Annotated in this window: 13 protein-coding genes and 3 pseudogenes; 7 read left to right on the top strand and 9 right to left on the bottom strand. The window is 70.2% G+C overall.

Going from position 1 to position 18602, the window contains the following annotated elements:
• Nucleotides 1-63: 63 nt before the first annotated feature.
• Nucleotides 64-486, bottom strand: a pseudogene (locus OHT52_RS15525) (site-specific integrase); the annotation flags it as partial.
• An 89-nt stretch (nucleotides 487-575) separates the two neighbouring features.
• Entirely contained in the window at nucleotides 576-1904 is a 1329-nt protein-coding gene (locus tag OHT52_RS15520) for a GNAT family N-acetyltransferase (RefSeq protein WP_328720737.1), read from the bottom strand.
• 155 nt (nucleotides 1905-2059) lie between these two features.
• Here OHT52_RS15520 and OHT52_RS31480 point away from each other — a divergent pair.
• Both OHT52_RS31480 and OHT52_RS15510 read left to right on the top strand, forming a co-directional pair.
• Nucleotides 2060-2461 (top strand): annotated as a pseudogene (locus OHT52_RS31480) (phosphorothioated DNA-binding restriction endonuclease); the annotation flags it as partial.
• Nucleotides 2462-2823: 362 nt separating this feature from the next.
• Complete coding sequence (locus tag OHT52_RS15510) at nucleotides 2824-3249, top strand: PIN domain-containing protein (protein ID WP_328720735.1); 426 nt, start codon at nucleotides 2824-2826, stop codon at nucleotides 3247-3249.
• A gap of 486 nt (nucleotides 3250-3735) precedes the next feature.
• On the opposite strand, the gene OHT52_RS15505 is transcribed toward OHT52_RS15510, so the two are convergent.
• A complete protein-coding gene (locus tag OHT52_RS15505; protein ID WP_328720734.1) occupies nucleotides 3736-3867 on the bottom strand; it encodes a hypothetical protein in 132 nt (43 codons plus the stop codon).
• An 821-nt stretch (nucleotides 3868-4688) separates the two neighbouring features.
• Between OHT52_RS15505 and OHT52_RS15500 the strand changes: the two genes are divergently transcribed.
• Nucleotides 4689-6665: a type I restriction-modification system subunit M/S gene (locus OHT52_RS15500; RefSeq protein ID WP_328720733.1), complete on the top strand. Its 1977-nt coding sequence runs from the start codon at nucleotides 4689-4691 to the stop codon at nucleotides 6663-6665.
• A 150-nt stretch (nucleotides 6666-6815) separates the two neighbouring features.
• Nucleotides 6816-6995: a hypothetical protein gene (locus OHT52_RS15495; protein WP_328720732.1), complete on the top strand. Its 180-nt coding sequence runs from the start codon at nucleotides 6816-6818 to the stop codon at nucleotides 6993-6995.
• Nucleotides 6996-7195: 200 nt separating this feature from the next.
• Here the strand turns inward: OHT52_RS15495 and OHT52_RS15490 are convergent.
• Together OHT52_RS15490 and OHT52_RS15485 are read right to left on the bottom strand one after the other, a co-directional pair.
• Nucleotides 7196-7441 (bottom strand): annotated as a pseudogene (locus tag OHT52_RS15490) (YdcF family protein); the annotation flags it as partial.
• A gap of 58 nt (nucleotides 7442-7499) precedes the next feature.
• Entirely contained in the window at nucleotides 7500-9437 is a 1938-nt protein-coding gene (locus OHT52_RS15485) for an AfsR/SARP family transcriptional regulator (RefSeq protein WP_328720731.1), read from the bottom strand.
• A 160-nt stretch (nucleotides 9438-9597) separates the two neighbouring features.
• Between OHT52_RS15485 and OHT52_RS15480 the strand changes: the two genes are divergently transcribed.
• From OHT52_RS15480 to OHT52_RS15470, 3 genes are all read left to right on the top strand, one after another.
• On the top strand, nucleotides 9598-10572 hold the full coding sequence (locus OHT52_RS15480) for a UbiA family prenyltransferase (protein ID WP_328720730.1): 975 nt from the start codon (nucleotides 9598-9600) through the stop codon (nucleotides 10570-10572).
• Nucleotides 10573-10700: 128 nt separating this feature from the next.
• Nucleotides 10701-11780 carry a sensor histidine kinase gene (locus OHT52_RS15475; RefSeq protein ID WP_328720729.1) on the top strand — a complete coding sequence of 360 codons (1080 nt, stop codon included), beginning with the start codon at nucleotides 10701-10703 and terminating at the stop codon, nucleotides 11778-11780.
• On the top strand, nucleotides 11777-12424 hold the full coding sequence (locus tag OHT52_RS15470; RefSeq protein WP_328720728.1) for a response regulator transcription factor: 648 nt from the start codon (nucleotides 11777-11779) through the stop codon (nucleotides 12422-12424). The genes OHT52_RS15475 and OHT52_RS15470 overlap by 4 nt, the downstream gene beginning before the upstream one ends.
• Here OHT52_RS15470 and OHT52_RS15465 read toward each other — a convergent pair.
• The 4 genes from OHT52_RS15465 to OHT52_RS15450 all read right to left on the bottom strand — a co-directional run bounded on the left by OHT52_RS15465 (nucleotide 12418) and on the right by OHT52_RS15450 (nucleotide 18596).
• Entirely contained in the window at nucleotides 12418-14145 is a 1728-nt protein-coding gene (locus OHT52_RS15465) for a DHA2 family efflux MFS transporter permease subunit (protein ID WP_328720727.1), read from the bottom strand. The genes OHT52_RS15470 and OHT52_RS15465 overlap by 7 nt on opposite strands.
• Before the next feature lie 328 nt (nucleotides 14146-14473).
• The gene (locus OHT52_RS15460) at nucleotides 14474-15625 is read right to left on the bottom strand and encodes a hypothetical protein (RefSeq protein ID WP_328720726.1); all 1152 of its coding nucleotides are present in this window, start codon (nucleotides 15623-15625) and stop codon (nucleotides 14474-14476) included.
• Nucleotides 15622-16281 (bottom strand): hypothetical protein, encoded by a 660-nt coding sequence (locus tag OHT52_RS15455; RefSeq protein WP_328720725.1) that lies wholly within the window; start codon nucleotides 16279-16281, stop codon nucleotides 15622-15624. Before OHT52_RS15455 ends, OHT52_RS15460 begins: the two co-directional genes overlap by 4 nt.
• On the bottom strand, nucleotides 16281-18596 hold the full coding sequence (locus OHT52_RS15450; RefSeq protein WP_328720724.1) for a beta-ketoacyl-[acyl-carrier-protein] synthase family protein: 2316 nt from the start codon (nucleotides 18594-18596) through the stop codon (nucleotides 16281-16283). The genes OHT52_RS15455 and OHT52_RS15450 overlap by 1 nt, the downstream gene beginning before the upstream one ends.
• Between the last annotated feature and the right edge of the window lie 6 nt (nucleotides 18597-18602).

Genomic DNA, 18602 nt, shown 5'->3' with positions numbered 1-18602 from the left:
CTCACCGGGCAATACGTCGAAGGCCCCCGCTGCTTGCAGCGGGGGCCTTCGACGTTGGCGGCCCTCTTTGTCCTGGTCATTGACCACAGGGGCTGTTTCCGGGGCTCCCCGGATCGCGGCCCCGATCTTTCGGGCCACCTCCTGCAACAGGTGGTCGGGGACGTGGAGGTAACGCGCCCGCATGCGGGCGGCCCAGCCCGGTTCCCCTCCCATGATCTGGTCGATGACCAAGTCCGTTACGCCCAGCAGCATGAGGACAGTTCCTACAGTGTGCCGGGCATCGTGCAGCCGGCCAGCCCGGACCGCCGTGTCACCCAGGAGCCGCTTCCAATCGTGCTGGTCCGTGTTCGGACTCATCGGTCCGCCTGTGAGCTCGGTGAAGACGTAGGTCCGGCAGGGGTACCGCGCGACGCCCGCGCCTGACTTGGTGTTCCTGGTCTCGCGCCGCATCTGGAGGCGGTCGGGGCCCTGGTCCGCCCTCCGGCCACCACGGTGAGGCCTCCGTTCATCCGTGTTCATTTGGCCAGCCTGCCTCGCATCACGCGGGCCCGTGACGTAGGAAGCTCTCGGGCGGGTCAGCTGACCCAGATGCCATTGGGTGAGAGTCCGCGGGCGAGGTGTCGGCCAGCGTCACTGATCGGGGTCGACCAGGACACGTCGGCGACCTGGCACCCGGAATCGGATGCGAGTACTTGCACGAGCTTGGCACCGACACCCTGGCGTCGGTACGCGTCCGCCACCCAGATCAGGATGATGCGCGGACGCTGGGTGTCGTCTTCATCGCCGTAACGTGACCCGTCGATTAGATCGCACGAGCGGTGATCGCTGGTGTCATGGGCAGCCAGGTAGCCGATGACGTACCCGTTCGCCTTCAAGAGGTACGCCCTCATATTGTCCGAGGACACCTCGGGCTCATCGACGTGGGACCATGAACTGAAGTCGTAGTGGCCTTCCTGCCGCGGGATCCGCGCCATCCGGTAAGCCAGTCTCCGCCATGCGATCGATGCCTGCGTCGTCACGACAGCGCAGTCACTCCACCACTCAAGGTTCTTGGGCACCGGGACGCCGAACGCCCACGACGCGTGGTGGCTGGTGTGTTCCTTACCGCGGTCCCAGGGTTCTCCCAGTCTCATGCCGCAGGGGCAAGCGCCGCCGCTCGGCATTTGCGCCTCCTGAAACTGCACAGGCTTGGAGCCGTAGCTGAGGTCCTGGTCCCGGCCGCCTACCCAAGGGCGGAGAGGGGCATCTTCAGGCTCGGCGTACCCAGTCCAGCGATCCACCCACCCGGGATACTGCTCTGGATGCGTCTCCCGGATGAGCCTCTGGATGGGGGGCAACACGGGGCGGACCCATACGCTGCCAGCGGTCGCCCGACCGTTGAGGCGCAGTCCGCGTGTCTTGGCCTTGCCTCGCAAAAATTTCAGGAAATCGCCGGGCTGCGTATCGAAGTCGACACCTCGGACCAGCTCTCGCTCACCAGGAGCTAGCCAGTCGTCGACGGGGAGCGCCAGTCGGTCGGCGAGAGCATGAAGACCGCCGTAATCGTGGTCGAGCTCAGCTGCCCGCAGCGCTGCGATCGCGTCATCGACGTGTCGGAACTGAACGAACAGGATGACCGAACTCGGGCCAGTTCCATAAGAGAAGCCACGCGGGTAGCCGTCGTACCAGATTCTGTCGATAGCCGCGTCGCGCAGCCTGTCGACAGCTTCCGTGAAGGCAGCGGGCAGCGCAGCGTCGTGCCCCCGAGAGTTCGCGACGTAGACATACTCATCGCGGTCGAGTTCGACCGTGGCGTACCAGCGGGAAGCCCGGACCTTGATCTTTCGGGCGTGACGATCACTTGGACCGGAGTCCAGATAGGTAGTCCGCTCCGTCATGCGCTTCGCTCCGTAGGTCTGGCCCATAGGTCAACCCGATCATTGCGGCCATGCGAGACCTGGGGGGAAGAAAATCTGAAAAGAGTCATTTGCGGAGAACGGTCGATCAACTTCGCGCAAGGAAAGGTGCGTTCAGGCAGCGTCGGACACATATCGACAAGCCGCCGCTACGCTCGCCGACCATGGACCGGGTCGAACGCACCGCGCAGTTGAGGCAGCGGACGCGGAGCGGGGTGCGGGCTCCGCACAAGCCGTTGCTGCGCCTGTACGCGCTCAGCCGGTTCCAGCAGGACTCCGACGGCACGCTGCAGTACAGCGCGGCGGAAGAGGACCTGGGGCGGCTGCTCACTGAGTGCGGCCCCGGCAACCGGACAATGCCCGCCTACCCCTTCCATCACCTGGTGAGCGATGGCGTGTGGGAGGTGCGCACCGAGCGCGGGCCGGGCAGTCCCGGGACGGGGGTCAAGGAACTGCGCGCAACCGGCGCCGCCGGGCGGCTGACGCCGGAACTACGTGCGGCGCTGCGGCGGGAGCCGTCCCTTCTCCGCCGGATGACACGGGTGCTGCTCGATCTGAACTTCCCGCTTCCCGCCACGACCGCCCGGCCTCCGACCTGGCGGTCACGAGAATGCACTGGTAAGGAGCATGATACCGAGAGTATGGTCTCTTGTATGGCCACGAAGAAGGTAACGGTGACGATTCCCGAGGATCTCCTGGACGAGATCCGTGCGGAGGCGGCAGAACGGGGCATGTCGGCGTACGTAGCCGAAGCGCTGCGCTTCAAGCGCGACCGGGACCGACTGCGGGAACTGTCGGACTGGCTGCAGGAGGAACACGGTCCTCTCACCGAAGAAGAGCGCAGCACTGCGTTCGAGGAATTGGAGGACCTCGATGCCGAGCACGAGCGCCGGCGCGCCACCGGAACGCACGGCACCGGAGAAGCCGCGTGAAGAAGCGGTCCGGTGAACCCGGGCAGCGACCGCTGCGCGTCTTCGTACTCGACTGCGAAGCCCTGTCCCTGGCCGTGCGCGGCGACCGGAAGATGATCGCGTGGCTCGACCTCGCAGCCCGGGGTCAAGCCGAGGTGGTCACGTCTCCGATGACGCTGGTCGAGGCGTACGACGGCAGAACCACCGAGCAGCGCTGGGACTGGGTGCTCTCCCGGCTCAAAGTCGCCGACATCGGGAAGGACGAGGCCCGCCAGGCCCGCCGCCTGCTGGCAGACGCCAAGCTGCACGGCCACAAGTACGCGATCGACGCAATACTCGCTGTCATCGCGCGCCAGCAGAAGGGGCAGGTCACCGTCTTCACCTCGGACGTGGACGACCTGGAGAAGCTGGTCCCGGGGTCGATCGTCGTCAAGAAGGTATGACCCGGCGTTTCGGTCTCAGTCCTGGTCTCATTCACGCCCGTCCAGTGCCGTTCACCATCCACCCGACGCCCGGCTCCGCCCCAGGTCAGAACAGCCCCGCCCCACTCCGAACACCCAAGCGAACATTTGGAAGGCGTGTTGGGGGCAACCCCTCACGAGTTCGAATCTCGTATCCTCCGCCATTGCTCTCACCGGGCAATACGTCGAAGGCCCCGCAGCTCGCTGCGGGGCCTTCGACGGCCCGCGAGGCCGCCCAGGCCAGCCACAGAGGAGAGACGGTGCCCACGGACAGAGTCGTCCTGCACTCTGATCTCCGACCTCTCACGGTTCATGCTCAGCACGGGATCCGCCTCGAGCACATCCGGCAGCACCGCTCCCGCTGGGCTGGCACGTAGCGCAACAGGGTTCCCCTCAGGGGGACATGGGCGAGCAGCGCGAAGCCGGGCGACGGATTCCCGTCGCCCGGCTTCGTGAGGTGGGTACCGGCTACCACTCGTCGGTGTCGCCGCACTTTCCCGGATTCTGCGCACGGTCCACAGCCTGTGCGCAAGCTTCGACGAAGGCGGCTTCGACGGCCTCCTTGTCGGTCCCGCGCACATGGGCCTCGACCTCCTGCACCGGCCCTTCAAACTTTCACGGGTATGCCCGGTCGTCCCCATCGAACCGTCTCGGACCTGCGTACACCTCGGTTCACGATGAGCACGTACGCGTAGCCCGTCGAGGACTGCCCGCCGGGCTGCGCGTGCCGGGGAGTCGTCTCGGCCGCTCACGACGGCCCGGCAGAAAACCGATCGCAGCGCCAGGCTGTAGCCGCGCGGCTACAGATGCTCGCGCGATCAAGTAGCCGCGTAGAGGGTGAGTTGAGCAAGCCTGACAATCCAAGTGACCTACCTCACACTCGAAGCGCCAACCCGGGCGACGCCCTCCCTCCGCCACGGTCTCGGCACGTCCACCATCAGCAACTTCACCTAAAGCGCATGCGCAGCGTTGCTGCGCACACAGTGTCGGGAGCGAGAGTAGGGAAGTAACAGACACGCGCCCACCTTTGCTCACTGCTAGATTCCTACCAATCCGCCTCAACTTCAGGGTCAAGCACGGCCATCTCATAACAGGGCCCCGAGTTAGGAGGATGCGCAGCACTACTGCGCACATACCCAATCGAGAGTGGTAGGGGGCACCACAGAGTGAAGTCGTTCTTCGAGCTGTTGGGTAAGGCGATGCAGAGCACGGGCATGACGCTGCGTCTATGCCTGCTGATGGTTGTCGCCTCAACAGCGGCATACACCATCAGCCAACTGCAGTAAGTCGATGTGGAGCGAGGAGACCTGCAAGTGGGAAGCACGGAAACGAAGAGCGCGTCTGCTGACGTTGTGGACCGGCTCTGGCGGGCATACGCACCCTTCCAACGGGGCCGGAAAACGTTCGGCGACCTCACCTCCATGACCACGATCCTGCTTCTTGCAGGGTTTGTTGAGTCGGCCGGTGAACCGGAGGATGAGTTCGTCAAACGGTGGGCGCGAGCAACCGCGGAGGCCCAGATCGGCATCTCGCCGCTGGTGGACCTGCGCGCCGCCTTGAGAAGCGCGAGGAGGCATCAGCTCTTTCCTGTGCCTGACATCGACAGGCTCGACGTCGAGTTCCTCGACGGGAGTGAAGGAGCAGATGATGTTCCCTGGTCAGCCGCGTTCCTTGCTGCCCTAACGCAGGGTCCGGCGCTGGCCAAAGCCAGCCTGGCGGAAGTCTTCGAGTTGCTCCTCGAACGCCATGTTCAGGAAGGTGCTTTTCTCGCAGGAGAGTTCTACACACCGCGCGACGTCGTGCGCCTCCTTGTGGAGACCGCAGCCCCGCGGCCGGGGGATCGAATCCTTGATCCCGCTTGCGGGACCGGTGGCCTTCTTGCAGTCGCAGCGGAGCGCATCGCGGAACACGGTCGGCTGGACGGCGCTTCCTTCGAGGCTCATGCCACAGATCGCAGCAATCCACGGCTAGCAATGATGAATCTGGCCATCCACGGAGTGGATCAGCCCGTCGTAAGTGCCTCCGATCCGGTGTCGCTCTTTCAGCACCGGGGTACGGGCCTTGTCGACCTGGTGCTGAGCAACCCGCCGTTCAACCAGCGCATCACGGCTAACCACACAGTCGACTGGCCCTTCGGGCAACCGCCCGAGTCCAGCGCGAACTTTGCCTGGCTCCAGCTCGCGTGGAGCCGACTCAGCGAGGAGGGGTTCGCGGTAATGATCATGCCGCCGGGAGCCGCCTGGTCCGGCGGCCGTGAGGCGCTGATCCGCAGGAGAATGATCGCCAGTGGTGCTCTCCTCGCTGTCATTGCGTTGCCGGCGAACCTTTTCGCACCCCACACCGCCATTCCCGTGCACGTCTGGGTGTTGGCTCGCGACAAGTCCCGCCACCTGCCGGTGGGAGATGCCGAATCCGTCCTCTTCATCGATGCAAGCAGACTGGGTAAGCAGGTTCCACGGCAGCCATGCACCTTGACCACCGAGGACACTGATCGCATCAGCACGCGGTTTCACGCGTGGCGGCTGTCCCCTTCCGCAACGCCTGATGAACCAGGATTCTCTCGTTCGGCTTCACATGCCGAGATCGACGAGAACGACGGCAGCCTCGATCCGCGCCGGTACGTCCACTTCGACCCTGAGCAACAGCCGGCAGCACCAGACCTTGATCTCATGCTCGATGCCCTGCACCGGCATGACGGTGCGACGTCGAGTTCGAGCCGTGCCGTCCAGGGAAGTCTCAGCGTGTGCGAGCGATTGACTCGCAGCGGGGTCGAACTCCCCCGTGTGTCTCTTGGGCTCCTTGTGAAGGGCATTCGAGCTGACTTGTTCGAGGGATCTGAGCCCGGCCTGCTCTTCGCCGGGCCTTCGGGAAGCCTCATCCGTGCCGAGGACTACGTGGACGCGGGCATCCCCGTGGTGATGCCCAAAGACCTCACCAACAATGACATCAACACGACGAGCATCAAGTACGTCGCCGAGCGTCAGGCCAATGATCTGGAACGTTTTCGCCTCCACCTCGGCGACGTGGTGCTGGCACGTCGCGGCGAACTGGGGCGATGTGCGGTCGTCCGAGAGGAGCAACAGGGATGGCTCTGTGGAACCGGCTGCTTCGTGCTTCGGCCGCCCGCTGAGCTGAACGCTGACTACTTCGCGGCCTACATCCGCAGTACGGAGGCACGCCAATGGCTCGATGCCCACTCCACGGGGGGTATGACCATGAAAACCATCTCTCTCAATGCTTTGTGTGAATTGCCTGTTGCACTGCCAGATCTCGGAGTGCAACAGGCGGTCGCCGACGCGATGAGGCAGCTGGATGAACATGAGCGACGGCTGCAGGAGCAGCTCGCGCTCACACAACGGATCCGCCGAGACTCGCTAATGGGGCTCCTGCGAAGTTGAGACGCAAGGTGTTCCGCTCAGATCTCCCAGGCTGCCAGCGATGGCCCTGGTAGCTCCTCCTGCGCCCCTCATGCGTACTTGATTGCGCTCCTTTGCCCCGTCCTACCGTCCTGCGGCTCACGCCACATGACGTCGACGGAAGCGCAATCGGTGAACAAGGACGAATCCAAAACCGTCAGCGAGATTCTCCAGGAGCTGAGCGACGCCTTGCACGTTCAGGTCCGCTCGTCCACCGAACTCGCCGCCCACGTCTCCGAGGCCGCGGAAGACGAGGACGATTACTCTCACCGGGCAATACGTCGAAGGGCCCCGCAGCTTCTTGGGTTCTAGCGGTCCTCGCAACACCTGCATCTGTGGGAGTTGCGGGGCCCTTCTTCGTTGACGATCCAGTGTGGTCAACCCCGGGCCCGGTCGCCGGTGAATCGCGCACAGCCCGTCCGGCTCGGGCAGGTCATGCAGCGACGAGACGGCTGATGAAGCCATCACGGACGAGGGATTCGTACGCTCCGCGCACGTCCTGCGGGACCTCAGTGGACGGCTTCGCCGCGCGGGAAGACCTTGGCGGTGGTGGGGCTGTTGCCGCCGGTGAAGACCAGGGTGTGGAAGAGCCCGGCGCGGTACAGCTCGGCGGAGTGGGTGGCGACGCCGAGGTCGTGGCTGCCCAGGCCGATCGCCACGTCGACGGGGCGCAGTTGGTGGTGCATCTGGTGGTAGTCCCAGATCAGCGCGGCCCGGCGCCGCTGGTCCTCGGTGATGGCCTGCTGGTTGTCGCTCACGCATCTCTCCCTGGTCACCGTCGCCGGGGGCCGGTCGGCCCCTCGATCACGGCCCAGTTCAGGCCACTGCCGTCAGCAGGCGGGCGGCGTCGGGGGACGGGAGGGGGAAGGTGTGGGCGCAGTCCCGCAGGAGCGGGGGGATCGCGAGGTGGGCGGGGCTCGGCTCGTCGGCCAGGTTGTGGTCGAGGAGGGTGTCGAAGAGGCACTCCACGGCCGAGGGGGCGAGGCCGGTGGCGGCGCAGGCCTGCGCGATGTCGTGGACTGCGGCCGGGTGCAGTGCGAGCGTCCGGGTGAACGCCCGTGCCTCGTCGGACAGTTGGCCGTACGAGAGGGCCAGGACGGACATCAGGTCGCGGTCTGCCGTGCGCAGGAACCCGGTACGGCCCGCGCTCGTACGCAGGCGTGCCGTCACGTCCGGCACGGTCCACGACGGGCGGTCGCGCAGGCGGGTCGCCGCGATGCGCAGGGCCAGTGGGTGGTGCCCGCACAGAGCGACCGTACGGTCGAGGGACGAGCCGGCGCAGGCGTCGCCCGCGATGCGGCGGAACAGGGCCTCCGCCTCCGCCGGGGCCAGCGCGCCCAGGGGCAGCGAGAGGGCGCCGTCCGTCGCGGTCAGCTTGCGGCGGGTGGTGATCAGGGCGAGCGTGTCGCCCGTGCCGGGCAGCAAGGGGTCCACCTGCGCCGCGTCGGCGGCGTTGTCGAGGACGAGCAGGGCGCGGCGGCCCGCGAGACGGGAGCGCCAGATGGCGCTGCGCTCGGCGAGGCCGTCCGGGAGGGTGTCGGGCGCGGCGCCGTCGGAGCGCAGCAGCACACCCAGCGCCTCCTCGGGAGTGAGCGGGGCGCGCGACGGGCTGAAACCGTGCAGGTCGACGTAGAACTGGCCGTCCGGGTGGCCCGTGGTGCGGCGGTGCGCGAAGTGGACGGCGAGCGCCGTCTTGCCGATGCCGCCCATGCCGTCGATCACGACCGTGCGGGGAGAACCGGCGCCCTGGCCGTCGACGGCCCGGTCGAGCAGCGCCAGTTCGGTGGCACGGCCGGTGAAGTCGGGCAGGTCGCGCGGCAGGTAGTTCTCCTGGCCGGGGCGGACGGTCGTGGGGCGGACGGTCGTGGGGAGGACGGCCCCGGCGTGGACGGTCGTGGCGGGGACGGTCGTGGCGGGGACGGTCGCGGGGTGGACCGCGGCGGGGCGGACGGTCGCGGGGTGAGGGGTCGCGGGGCGGACCGTGGCGGGCCGGCCGGCCGCGGGTGCCTGGAGCTGCACCCGTGGGGCGTCCGCGAGGATCTCGGCGTGCAGGCGGCGCAGCCGGGGGCCGGGTTCCAGGCCCAGTTCGTCAGCGAGCAGCCGGCGGCCCTCGTCGTAGACGGCGAGGGCGTCGGCCTGCCGGCCGCTCCGGTACAGCGCGAGCATCAGGCTGCCGCGCAGGGCGTCGCGCAGCGGATGCCTGGCGGCCAGTGCGAACAGTTCGGCGACCAGCGAGCCGGTCTCCCCGGCCGCGAGCCGGAGATCCATCAACTCTTCGATGGCGCTGAGCCGTTGCTCGTCGAGTCCGGCCGCGACTGCGGTCACCGCCGGGCAGTCGATGCCGGCGAAGGCATCGCCGCGCCACAGGTCGACCGCCGCCTGCAGCTGTCGCATCGCATCGGCGTCGCGGCCCTCGCGCCGGGCGGCGCGGGCGGCACGGACCCCGTCGGTGAAGCGGTGGGCGTCCACCGCGTCGGCCGCCACGTCCAGGCGGTAGCCGACGTCCACCGTGATGAGTCCGGCCCCTTCGGAGCCGGCCAGCGCGGCACGCAGATCGCGGATCGCGTTGTGCACCTGGTGGCGGGCGGAGGCGGGCGGGTCCTGCCACAGCTCGTCCACCAGGGCGTCCATGGAGACCGCGTATCGCGCGTTCAGCAGCAGTAGAGCCAGAAGTCGGCGGCGGCGCATCCCGCGGAGCCGGACCGGCACCCCCGACTCACGCACTTCCACCGGTCCCAGAACCAGGAAATCCATTTCCCGCACCCCCGACGTTCCGCATCGTGCAGTGTGATTGCGACAGTCAGGACGCTAGGCGCGCGGGCTCCCCGTATTCAACGCGAGTACTCCCCAAGACACATGGCGTACCTCAAAAGACACACGTCGGAACCACGAATTCCCGCCTTACGTTCCCCCCATGACACAGGCCCTTACGCCTCGCCTCTCCCCCTCGTCCCCCTCCGCCATCACCGCGTTCGACACCCCGTGGCCCTCCCTCGTCTCGACGGCCCGCACCGTGCGGCTGTGCCTGCGGGAGGCGCGCCCGCTGGTACAGGTGATGTTCGTCCTGCGGTTCGTCACGGGTGCGCTGCTGACGGCGTCTGCCGCGCACCACCGGCCCGACGCCCCGCACCTGTTGGTCGGAACGGCCGCCTGGTGGGCGGCGACGGTGAGCGTCTACGTCTTCAACGGGGTGAGCGACCTGCGTGAGGACCGGGCCAACCGGTCCCAAAGACCCCTGGCAAGTGGCCGGTTGACCGAGGTGGCGGCCCGGCGGGCCGTGGTGGTGACCGCACTGGCCGGGCTGCTGCTCAGCTGCGCCGCGGGGTGGAGGGTGGTCGAGGCCACCGCTGTCTTCCTCGCTCTGGGATACGCCTACTCCGCGCCCCGGATCGCCGCCAAGTGCCGCTCCTGGTCGGCCTCCGGGGTCACCTGCGCCGCCGCGGGAACCACCTATCTCGCCGGAGTCGCCTCGTCCGGCAGCGAACTCACCGCCGAGGCGGCCGTCTTCGCCCTGGTGCTCTCGCTGGGGGTGGGGCTGATCGCGGCCGTCGCCAAGGACTTGGGCAGCACCCGGGGGGACGCACTCGCGGGCCGGCGCACCCTGGCCGTCGTCCGCGGCGATCACAGCGCCCGGCGCTTCTGCGCCGCGTCCGGCGGGGCGTTGACCCTGGTCCTCACGGCCGGAGCCCTGTGGGTACGCGAGTTGCCGCTCGACGTGGCCGCCGCCGCGTTCGCCGTGGGCGCGCTGTGCGTGGCCGGACGCTGCCTGCCGCCGCGGACGCAGGACGGAACAGCCGGGGACGGCAACATACGTGGCCCGTACCGGAGTTGGATGGCCACTCAGTACGCCGTCCACCTGGCCGCACTGGCCGCGCTGGTCTTGGCCTGAGCTTCTTGCCCCCTTTTGGGAACTCGCCTTCTGATCGTGAGCCCCTTACTATGATCGCGCCGGACGGGGGATTGTGGGGAGTCGTGCCGTCCTGGCCCTGACGACTCCTCATATCGAGGGGGCGCACCGTGGAACTCTCCGCCGACCCGGCGACCGACCGGTCCTGTCTGATCGATTCCTCCGTGGCCCGCTACGCCGACGGTCTGCGAACGGCCGCCAATCCGCTGGTCCTGCGTCCGGAGCTCTGGGTCTCCTGCGAGAGACAGGCCCGGCAGATCCTCGACGAGTGCATCGCCACCCTGCACGGCACGCCCGTACAGGTGGCGGCGGAAGCCGAACTGACCTCGATGGCGCTCGGTGTGCAGCGCTCCTTCGAGAAGGTCTCGCCGATCGACTCGGTGCACGCGGCACGCGTGCTGTTCGACGTGGCGGTCGAGACGATGACCGAGGCCGCCACCCAGCTCCCCGCCGAGGTCGCGCTCTCCCGGTTCCTGACCGCCGTACGCATGCTGCACAAAGGCATCTTCGCGCGGGTCAGCGCCGCCGCCATCGGTTACGAGTCGACGACCCTGCACAACGTCGGTCAGGCCAGCACCGCCCGCCGCCACCAGCTCGCCCGCGATCTGCACGACCACATCGGCAGCAGCATCAGCCTGGCGCTGCGCTGTCTCGACCTGTACACCATGGAGCAGGCGCGAGGGGTCGCCTCCACCCGCGACCGGCTCCAGGACGCCCGGCAGGCGCTGCGGGACGTGTTCAGCTTCACCCGCACGATGGTCAGCGGACTGCGCGTCAACGAACTGCACGACGGTCTGAAGGAGGAGATCGACGCCTACAGCGCCGCCGCCTCCGACCGGCCGGCCGAAGTCGACTCCCGTATCGACGGCGACGAGTCCTGGCTGCCCGAACAGACCCGCCAGGAGCTGTTCCTCGTGGTGCGCGAAGCCCTGCGCAACGCCTTCGCACACGCCAGGGCCAACCACATCGACATCCTCGTCAGCGTCTTCCCCGACGCGGCGCACGCCACCGTCACCGACGACGGGGTCGGGTTGCCGAACCCGCGCGACGGTGACGGCACCGGCCTGACCGCCATGCGGCAGCGGGTGGCCGCCCTCGGCGGGACGCTGGAGCTGATCAGCCAGCCCGGTCAGGGGACGCGCGTCCAGCTCCGCATCCCGCTGGACGGCACCGGGGCGGGCGACCGATGAGCGCGGGGGCGGACACCACCGGGGACATCCGGGTGCTGGCCGTGGACGACCACCGGCTGCTGCGCGAGGCACTGTGCGAACTCCTGGAGATGTACGAGGGGCTGACGGTGGTCGCCCAGGCCGACGACGGACCGAGCGGGGTACGGATGGCGGGCCTGCACCGGCCGGACCTCGTGCTGCTCGACGTGGAGATGCCGGGGCCCGGCCCGCTCGCCAACCTGCGGGGTATCCGCCAGGCGGCGCCCGAGGCGCGGATCATCATGCTGACGATGCACGACAACCGCCAGCTCATCGACTCGCTGCTGTCCGCGGGGGCCGTGGGCTACCTCCACAAGGAGGCCGACCGGGATGTCCTGGTCGCCGCCATACGCAGCGCGATGGCGGGCGGCAGGACGATGTACCTGCCGCGCACGCCGAGCGGCTCGCGGTCCGAGCGGGAGCAGGCGTCCGCGGACACCCTCACCCTCCGTGAGCGGGAGCTGATGGAGCTGGTCGCACAGGGACTGAGCAACCGGCAGATCGGCACCCGCCTGGGGATCACGGAGGGCACTGTCAAGCGCCATCTGCGGAACATCTTCGACAAGCTCGGGGCGACCTCCCGGCTGGACGCGGTCAACCGGGTCCAGCCGCTGCGTCGTTACTGAAGCGCGGCGGCCCGTGCCGCCTTCTCCCGTCGATCCGCGATCAGCAGCGCGACGGCCGGGGCGAGGGTGAGCGCGTAGACGGCGAGCAGCAGGCCGAAGGAGTCGGCGAACGCGGCCGGTACGAGCCCGTGGTGGGAGTGCGCGGCCCTGTCGAGGACGACCGTGACCACGGCGAGGGCGAAGGTGCCGCCGATCCGCTGGACCAGGTTGAGCTGGGTGGAGGCGTCCGGGATGGAGCGCGGCTCGACCGACTCGAAGGCGCGGGTCATGGCCGGCACGATGGTCAGGCCCGTGCCCAGGCCCCGTACCGCGATCGCCGCGCACAGCAGCACGTACGACGTGCTGGACGACAGGGCGGTCAGCGGCACGGTCGCGAGCATGGTGAGGACGATCCCGATGACGACGGTCGTACCGCCGCCGATCTTCTTCATGATCGGGCGGCAGGCGAGGCCCGCGACGACGACTCCGGTGCCGCCCGCCGACATCAGCAGACCCGTGGTGACGGCGCTCTCGCCGCGTGCCGACTCGAAGTACAGCGGGATCAGCATCATCGGGGAGAAGAGGACGAAGCCGAGGCAGAAGATGTTGATCGCGGCCGTGCGGTAGACGCGGTGCGCGAACAGGCGCAGGTCCAGCAGCGGTGTGGCGGTGCGCAGTTGGTGACGTACGAAGACGGCGCCGCTCGCCAGGCCCACCACCAGCGGGATCAGGGAGGCGGGGCTGGCGGACAGACCCGTCTCGGAGAAGGCGTGCACGGCGAGGACCACACCGACCGTGCAGGCGGCGGCGGTCAGCAGCCCCAGCACGTCGAGCGGGCGGCCACCGCCCGCGACGGCGGGGGCGTCCTTGCGGACGCGGCGCAGCGCCACCACCAACAGCACGGCACACAGCGGGATGTTGACGGCGTAGACCGCCCACCAGTCCCAGGCGTTGACCAGGAGGCCGCCGACGGTGGGGCCGAGCAGCGGGCTGATCAGCATGACGCTGCCGTTCAGCGCCTGGACCTGGCCGAGGCGTTCACGGGGCATGCCGCTGGTGAGCAGGATCGTGGCGACCGGGACCAGCACGCCCGCGGCGGCACCGGACAGGGCGCGCGAGGCGATCAGTTCGGGGAGCGTCGTGCTGAAGGCGCAGGCCGCCGAGCCGATCCCGAACACGGCGACGGAGGCGACGAAGGTGCGGCGGGTGCCGAAACGGGAGGCCAGCCAGCCCGCGGCCGGCATCAGGGCGACCAGGGCCAGCAGGTAGGCGGTGACGACCCACTGGACCTGGGTGATGGCACCGAAGCGGGCGGAGGTGTCGGCCAGCGAGACGTTGACGATGGTGGTGTCGAGCTGGGCGACGAAGGCGCCGCCCACGGCCACGGCGATGGTGAGGATCGCGGTGCGGGTGGCCGCGGCGGCCGCCGGGTCACGGACCGCCGCCGGACCGCCTCGGTCCGCGGCGGGAGCCGCCTCGGCCCCGGAAGGCGCCTCGGCCCCGGAAGGCGCGTCGGCCCCGGAGGCCCCGGAGGTCCCGGAGGTCCCGGAGGTCCCGGAAGGCGCGTCGGCCCCGGAGGCCCCGGGAAGCGCGTCGGCCTCGGGAGCCGGCTCCGCCGGGCCGGCGTTCGTCGCCGGGGAACGGTCCGCCGGCGGCGTCGGGTCCACCGCGGGTACGGGCTCCGCCACGGGGGTCGGGTCCGCCGCGGACGCCGGGGGCTCGGTTCTCTGGTCCAGGGACATACGGGGTCGTCCTTCGGGTGGGTGGTGGACCGGACCTCGGGTCCGGTCGGGGCAAGGGCTGGGGCTGGGCAGGTGGGGCAGGGCTGCGGCTGGGGCTTTCGTGACCGGGTGGGGTCGCCTGGGCCGGAGCGCTCGCGGCGACCCGGCAGGCGACCATGCAGGCGGTGTGCCTCAGGTCGGGGAGGAGGGCGGCCACGGCGAGGGTCAGTCGCACCGTGCCGAGGCAGGAGCGCCCGGCGGGACCGGGTCGCCCGCAGAGGCGGAATCGCCTGCCGGGACCTGGTTCGCCTGCCGGGACGGAGGCGACCGCCGGGAGCGGATCGCCGGCTCAGGCGGAGCTCAGGGCCTCGGCGACGTCGTCCAGGAGCGCCTCGGCCTTCTCCCGGGCGCCCGGCCGGTCGCGGCAGGCCAGGGTCAGCTCGGTGCTGTCGCCCACGCGGCAGGCGCTCAGGAACATCTCGGCGTACGGGACCAGCATCGGCAGGGTGCGGAAGGAGTCGGCGCGGAAGTCCGGCGTCGAGAAGGCCGACGGGTCGACCTCGCCGTGGTCGGAGATGATCGCCGTGCAGGGGAAGCTGTTGCCGTCGAACGCGCGCGCCTCGCTCAGGTTGTTGGCGAACGGGTTGTCGCGCAGGAAGTCACGGTCGAGGACGGCGACCTCGGTCTTGGCGATCAGGGCGCGCACCAGCGTGGAGTGGACGCGTTTCCAGGCGTCGTCACGGCGCAGGTCGAGTACGAGCTGCGAGGTCAGGTTCGCGGTGGAGCGCGTCGTGGTGTCGTGGCGGCGCAGGTCCACCGGGACGATCAGGCGGCCGGTGTCCGTGGTGAGGTGGCGGGAGAGCGCCGCCGCCGCGCGTGCGGTGACCCCGGACGGGGCGGCCGGCACCCGGCGGCTCAGCCACAGGGGCCGCTCGCCCGCGGGCCCCCGGCCGATGATGGCGGGCAGTCCGGTGAGACGGGTGGCCTCGGGGGCCGGGCGGACGTCGCCCGCCGCCGCGCGGAAGTGCGCGTCGTCCACCGTGTCCGGGCAGCCCGCCAGGTCCTCGTCGCGCAGGGCCCGGAAGAGGTCCGCGATCCACTGCCGCAGACCGCGCCCGTCGGTGACGATGTGGCTGGCCCGGACGACGAGCCGGGTGGTCTCCCCGTCACGGATCAGGCCCAGTTCGCAGACGGGCCCGGTGACCACCGACAGATCGCGGTGGAAGAACGGGTGGTCGAGACCGGTACCGGCGGGCAGTTCCACGACCTCGGGGGCGGTGCCGTCGGCGCGCCACAGCGGGCCCCGGCGGCGTACCGCGAGACCGGGGCTCGCCTCGGTCGCCGCGCGCGCGGCCCGGCCCAGCGCGACGGCGTCGAGTGTTCCCTCGCCCTCGATCACCATCTGGATGAGCTGCGGGGTGCCGGTCGCGGCGGCGTTGAGATATCCCCGTTCGATCGGGGAGATGCGGCGGGTGTACGGCCGCGCGGCGGTGAGGGTCATTCCTCCTCCAGGTGGTGGAAGCGCACCGGGGCCGGTGCGTCGCAGGCGAGGGCGAGGTGCAGAGGCGGTTCGTCCTCGGGCCGCAGGACGACCGAACGCACCTCGTAGGTACCGGTGTTCGTGGGCCGCCAGCCCGGCTGCCACGGAGGCAGCCGGGTTCCGGCGAAGGTCTCCTTCGTCAGGTGCGAGGCCTTGATGAGCGCCTCGCACTCGGCGAAGTCCCTGATCGTGGCCGGCTCCTCGCGCCCGAGCAGGTCACCGAGCCAGCGCAGGGCGCCCGGCCGGTCGCGCTCGTCCTGGATGTCCACGCCGATGGCGCGTCCGGCGGGCGCGAAGGCCACGGCGCTGTAGGCGCCGGCGTGCGCCACCGAGGCGGACAGGTCCAGGGCGGGCACCGACCAGCGCTTGTGGCCGTCCCGCGCCAGGTCGGCGGCGGTGATCCGGATGCCGTACGTCGTGTCGAGCGCCCCGACGATCAGGGAGCGGCCCGAGGCGGACAGGCGGTGCCCCATCCGGTCGCGGGGCAGCCCGCGGTGCCGGGAGACCAGGACGTTGATCGCCTCCCCCACCGCCTCCCCCACCGCCGACGGCCCGTCGGGCGCCAGCGTGTACCCGGTCCGTCCCGGATCGAGGAGCAGTCCCATCAGGGCGCCCATCACGCCTCCGGGTCGAGGACGGCCGCCGCGTAGCTGCCGCCGTACGCGAAGCTCGACAGCAGCACGGGGCCGGAGGTGCCGGCACCGGTGAGGGCGGCGACCAGGCCGAGGGCGCCCGCGCTGCCGTAGGTCTCGCCGAGCAGGGCCTTGGGAGCGAGGACCGGCCGGCCTTCGAGCCCGGTGTGGCGCAGGGCCGCCCGCTGGGCCAGGTCGACCAGGGGGTGGCCGGACGCGGCCGAGACGACCGTGCCGATCCCCTCCGGGCCGAGGTCCGCCTCGGCGAGCGCGGAGCGCAGGGAGCGCCCCCAGGCCGCGCCGTCCCTGGCGATGCGGCCGATACCGGCCGATTCGCCACTGGCGCCGAAGCCGCGGACCCGCGCCAGGACGTCGGCGCCCCGGTCCCGGGCCGCCTCCCGGCTCTCCAGCAGGATCGCGGCGGCGCCCTCGCTGAGGACGGTACCGGTGCGCCCGCCGGGCACGACGTGCGCGGACCGGGCGTAGCCGGGCAGCGCCGCCTGGGTGGCGAGGGCCTGCTCGGGGAACTCGTCGGCGACCACCACCATGATCCGTGCCGCTGCGCCGCGGGCGATGACCCTGGCGGCGAGCTGGAGCGCGAGCACGGAGCTGGTGCCGCCGTTGGCGATGGTCGCGGTGTAGCCGCGGAAGCGGTGGAGCATCGCGACGTGGCCGGCGGCGGCGTTGACGACGGTGTTGGCGAACAGGGACGGGTTGGCACCGGTGATGCCCGAGCGCACCACGCCCTCGTGGAACCGCAGGACCGAGGTCACCGGACCGTACCCGGTGGCGAAGACGATGCCGGTCGACTCCGCCACGTCACGCGACGGCTTGCCGTGGCGTGCGTACAGGTCGTTCACGGCGGACGCGGCGAGCAGGCTCAGCGGGTCCATGCGGCGGGCCCGGCTGGGGTTCGTACCGCGCGAAGCGGCCTTGATGTCCACCCGGCCGACCGGCACCCTGCCGATGCCCACGACCTCTTCGAAGGTGTCGAAGCAGGGCCGTCCCTCGGCGAACGCCGCGGTGATCGCCTCGGTGCCGCCGGCCGTTCCGGCAAGGCCGGCGACGCCGGTGACGACGACCTCCTGGACGGCCTCGCGGCGGGGCGGCCGGGAGCCGGTACGGCCGGGCCGGTTGATGACGACCGAGGCGTTGTTGCCGCCGAACGCGAAGGAGTTCGACACCACCACCTCGGGGCGCGCGTCGCGGCCGGTCTCCGGGATGACGTCCAGGCCGTACGGAGAGGCGACGCCCCGGGTGTTGATGGTGGGCGGCAGCGTGCCCCGGTCGATGGCCAGGGTGCTCACCACGGCCTCGACCGCGCCGGCCGCGCCGAGGGTGTGGCCGAGGATCGACTTGGTGGAGCTGGCCGCCGGTATCTCCAGGCCGAACAGGAGCTTCAGCGCCTTGGGTTCGGAGGCGTCGTTGGCGGGGGTACCGGTGCCGTGCAGGTTGAGGTAGTCCACGTCGGCGGGGGTGAGGCCCGCCGTGTCGAGGGCCTGTGCCATGGCGGCGCAGGCGCCCTTGCCGCTGGGGTCGGGCGCGGTCTGGTGGTAGCCGTCGCAGGACAGGCCGTATCCGCCCAGCTCCGCGAGGACGCGGGCGCCGCGTCCCTCGGCCCGCTCCACCGACTCCAGGACCATGAATCCGGCGCCCTCGCCGAGGGTGAGTCCGGTGGAGGCGGAGAGCGGCGAGCACGGCTCGGCGTCCAGCGCGCCGAGCGCGCTGAACCCGTAGGCGGACAGCTCCGCCAGCGGGTCGACGCCGCCGCACACGACGTAGTCGACGTCGCCCTTCCACAGCAGCTCGGCGGCGTAGCCGAGGGCGACGGCGCTGGCCGCGCAGGCGTTGGAGAGGACCACGCGCGGGCCGCGCAGGTCGAACTCCGCCGCGATGTAGTCGCCCACGCAGGGGAGTTGGGAGGCGACTGCCTGCTCGACGTCCAGCCTTCCCTCCAGGACGAAGGTGCGGTGGGTGGCCTCCAGCGTCGGCATGGCGCCGAGGCTGGAGCCCACCACGACGGCCACCCGGTCGCGGTCCACGGCCGCGAGGTCGAGGCCGCTGCCGTGCAGGGCCTCGCGGATCGCGGTGGCCGCGAGCGCGTAGCAGCGGTCCAGGTCGGCGGGCTGCTCGGCGGTGGCCATGCCCGCCCAGTCGGTGAGCAGCTCGGAGGTGTCGAAGAGGGTGTTGGTGCGGATGCCGGTGGTGCCGGCCGCGATCGACGACCAGCTCTTCTCCACGTCGTCACCGGCGCCGGTGATCAGGCCCAGGCCTGTCAGGGCGATGTTCGCAGGTGTCATGACCCG

It is taken from the genome of Streptomyces sp. NBC_00247, assembly GCF_036188265.1.
In the GTDB taxonomy this organism is placed as follows: domain Bacteria; phylum Actinomycetota; class Actinomycetes; order Streptomycetales; family Streptomycetaceae; genus Streptomyces.
The sequence above is the reverse complement of the archived record's forward strand: the minus strand, read 5'-3'. Positions and strand labels throughout refer to the sequence as shown.

What these genes read in the sequence shown, in the direction of transcription:
- OHT52_RS15520 (WP_328720737.1), bottom strand. Translation starts at nt 1,904, where the DNA reads ATGGGCCAGACCTACGGAGCGAAGCGCATGACGGAGCGGACTACCTAT.
- OHT52_RS15500 (WP_328720733.1), top strand. Translation starts at nt 4,689, where the DNA reads ATGACCACGATCCTGCTTCTTGCAGGGTTTGTTGAGTCGGCCGGTGAA.
- OHT52_RS15485 (WP_328720731.1), bottom strand. Translation starts at nt 9,437, where the DNA reads ATGGATTTCCTGGTTCTGGGACCGGTGGAAGTGCGTGAGTCGGGGGTG.
- OHT52_RS15480 (WP_328720730.1), top strand. Translation starts at nt 9,598, where the DNA reads ATGACACAGGCCCTTACGCCTCGCCTCTCCCCCTCGTCCCCCTCCGCC.
- OHT52_RS15470 (WP_328720728.1), top strand. Translation starts at nt 11,777, where the DNA reads ATGAGCGCGGGGGCGGACACCACCGGGGACATCCGGGTGCTGGCCGTG.
- OHT52_RS15465 (WP_328720727.1), bottom strand. Translation starts at nt 14,145, where the DNA reads ATGTCCCTGGACCAGAGAACCGAGCCCCCGGCGTCCGCGGCGGACCCG.
- OHT52_RS15460 (WP_328720726.1), bottom strand. Translation starts at nt 15,625, where the DNA reads ATGACCCTCACCGCCGCGCGGCCGTACACCCGCCGCATCTCCCCGATC.
- OHT52_RS15455 (WP_328720725.1), bottom strand. Translation starts at nt 16,281, where the DNA reads ATGGGCGCCCTGATGGGACTGCTCCTCGATCCGGGACGGACCGGGTAC.
- OHT52_RS15450 (WP_328720724.1), bottom strand. Translation starts at nt 18,596, where the DNA reads ATGACACCTGCGAACATCGCCCTGACAGGCCTGGGCCTGATCACCGGC.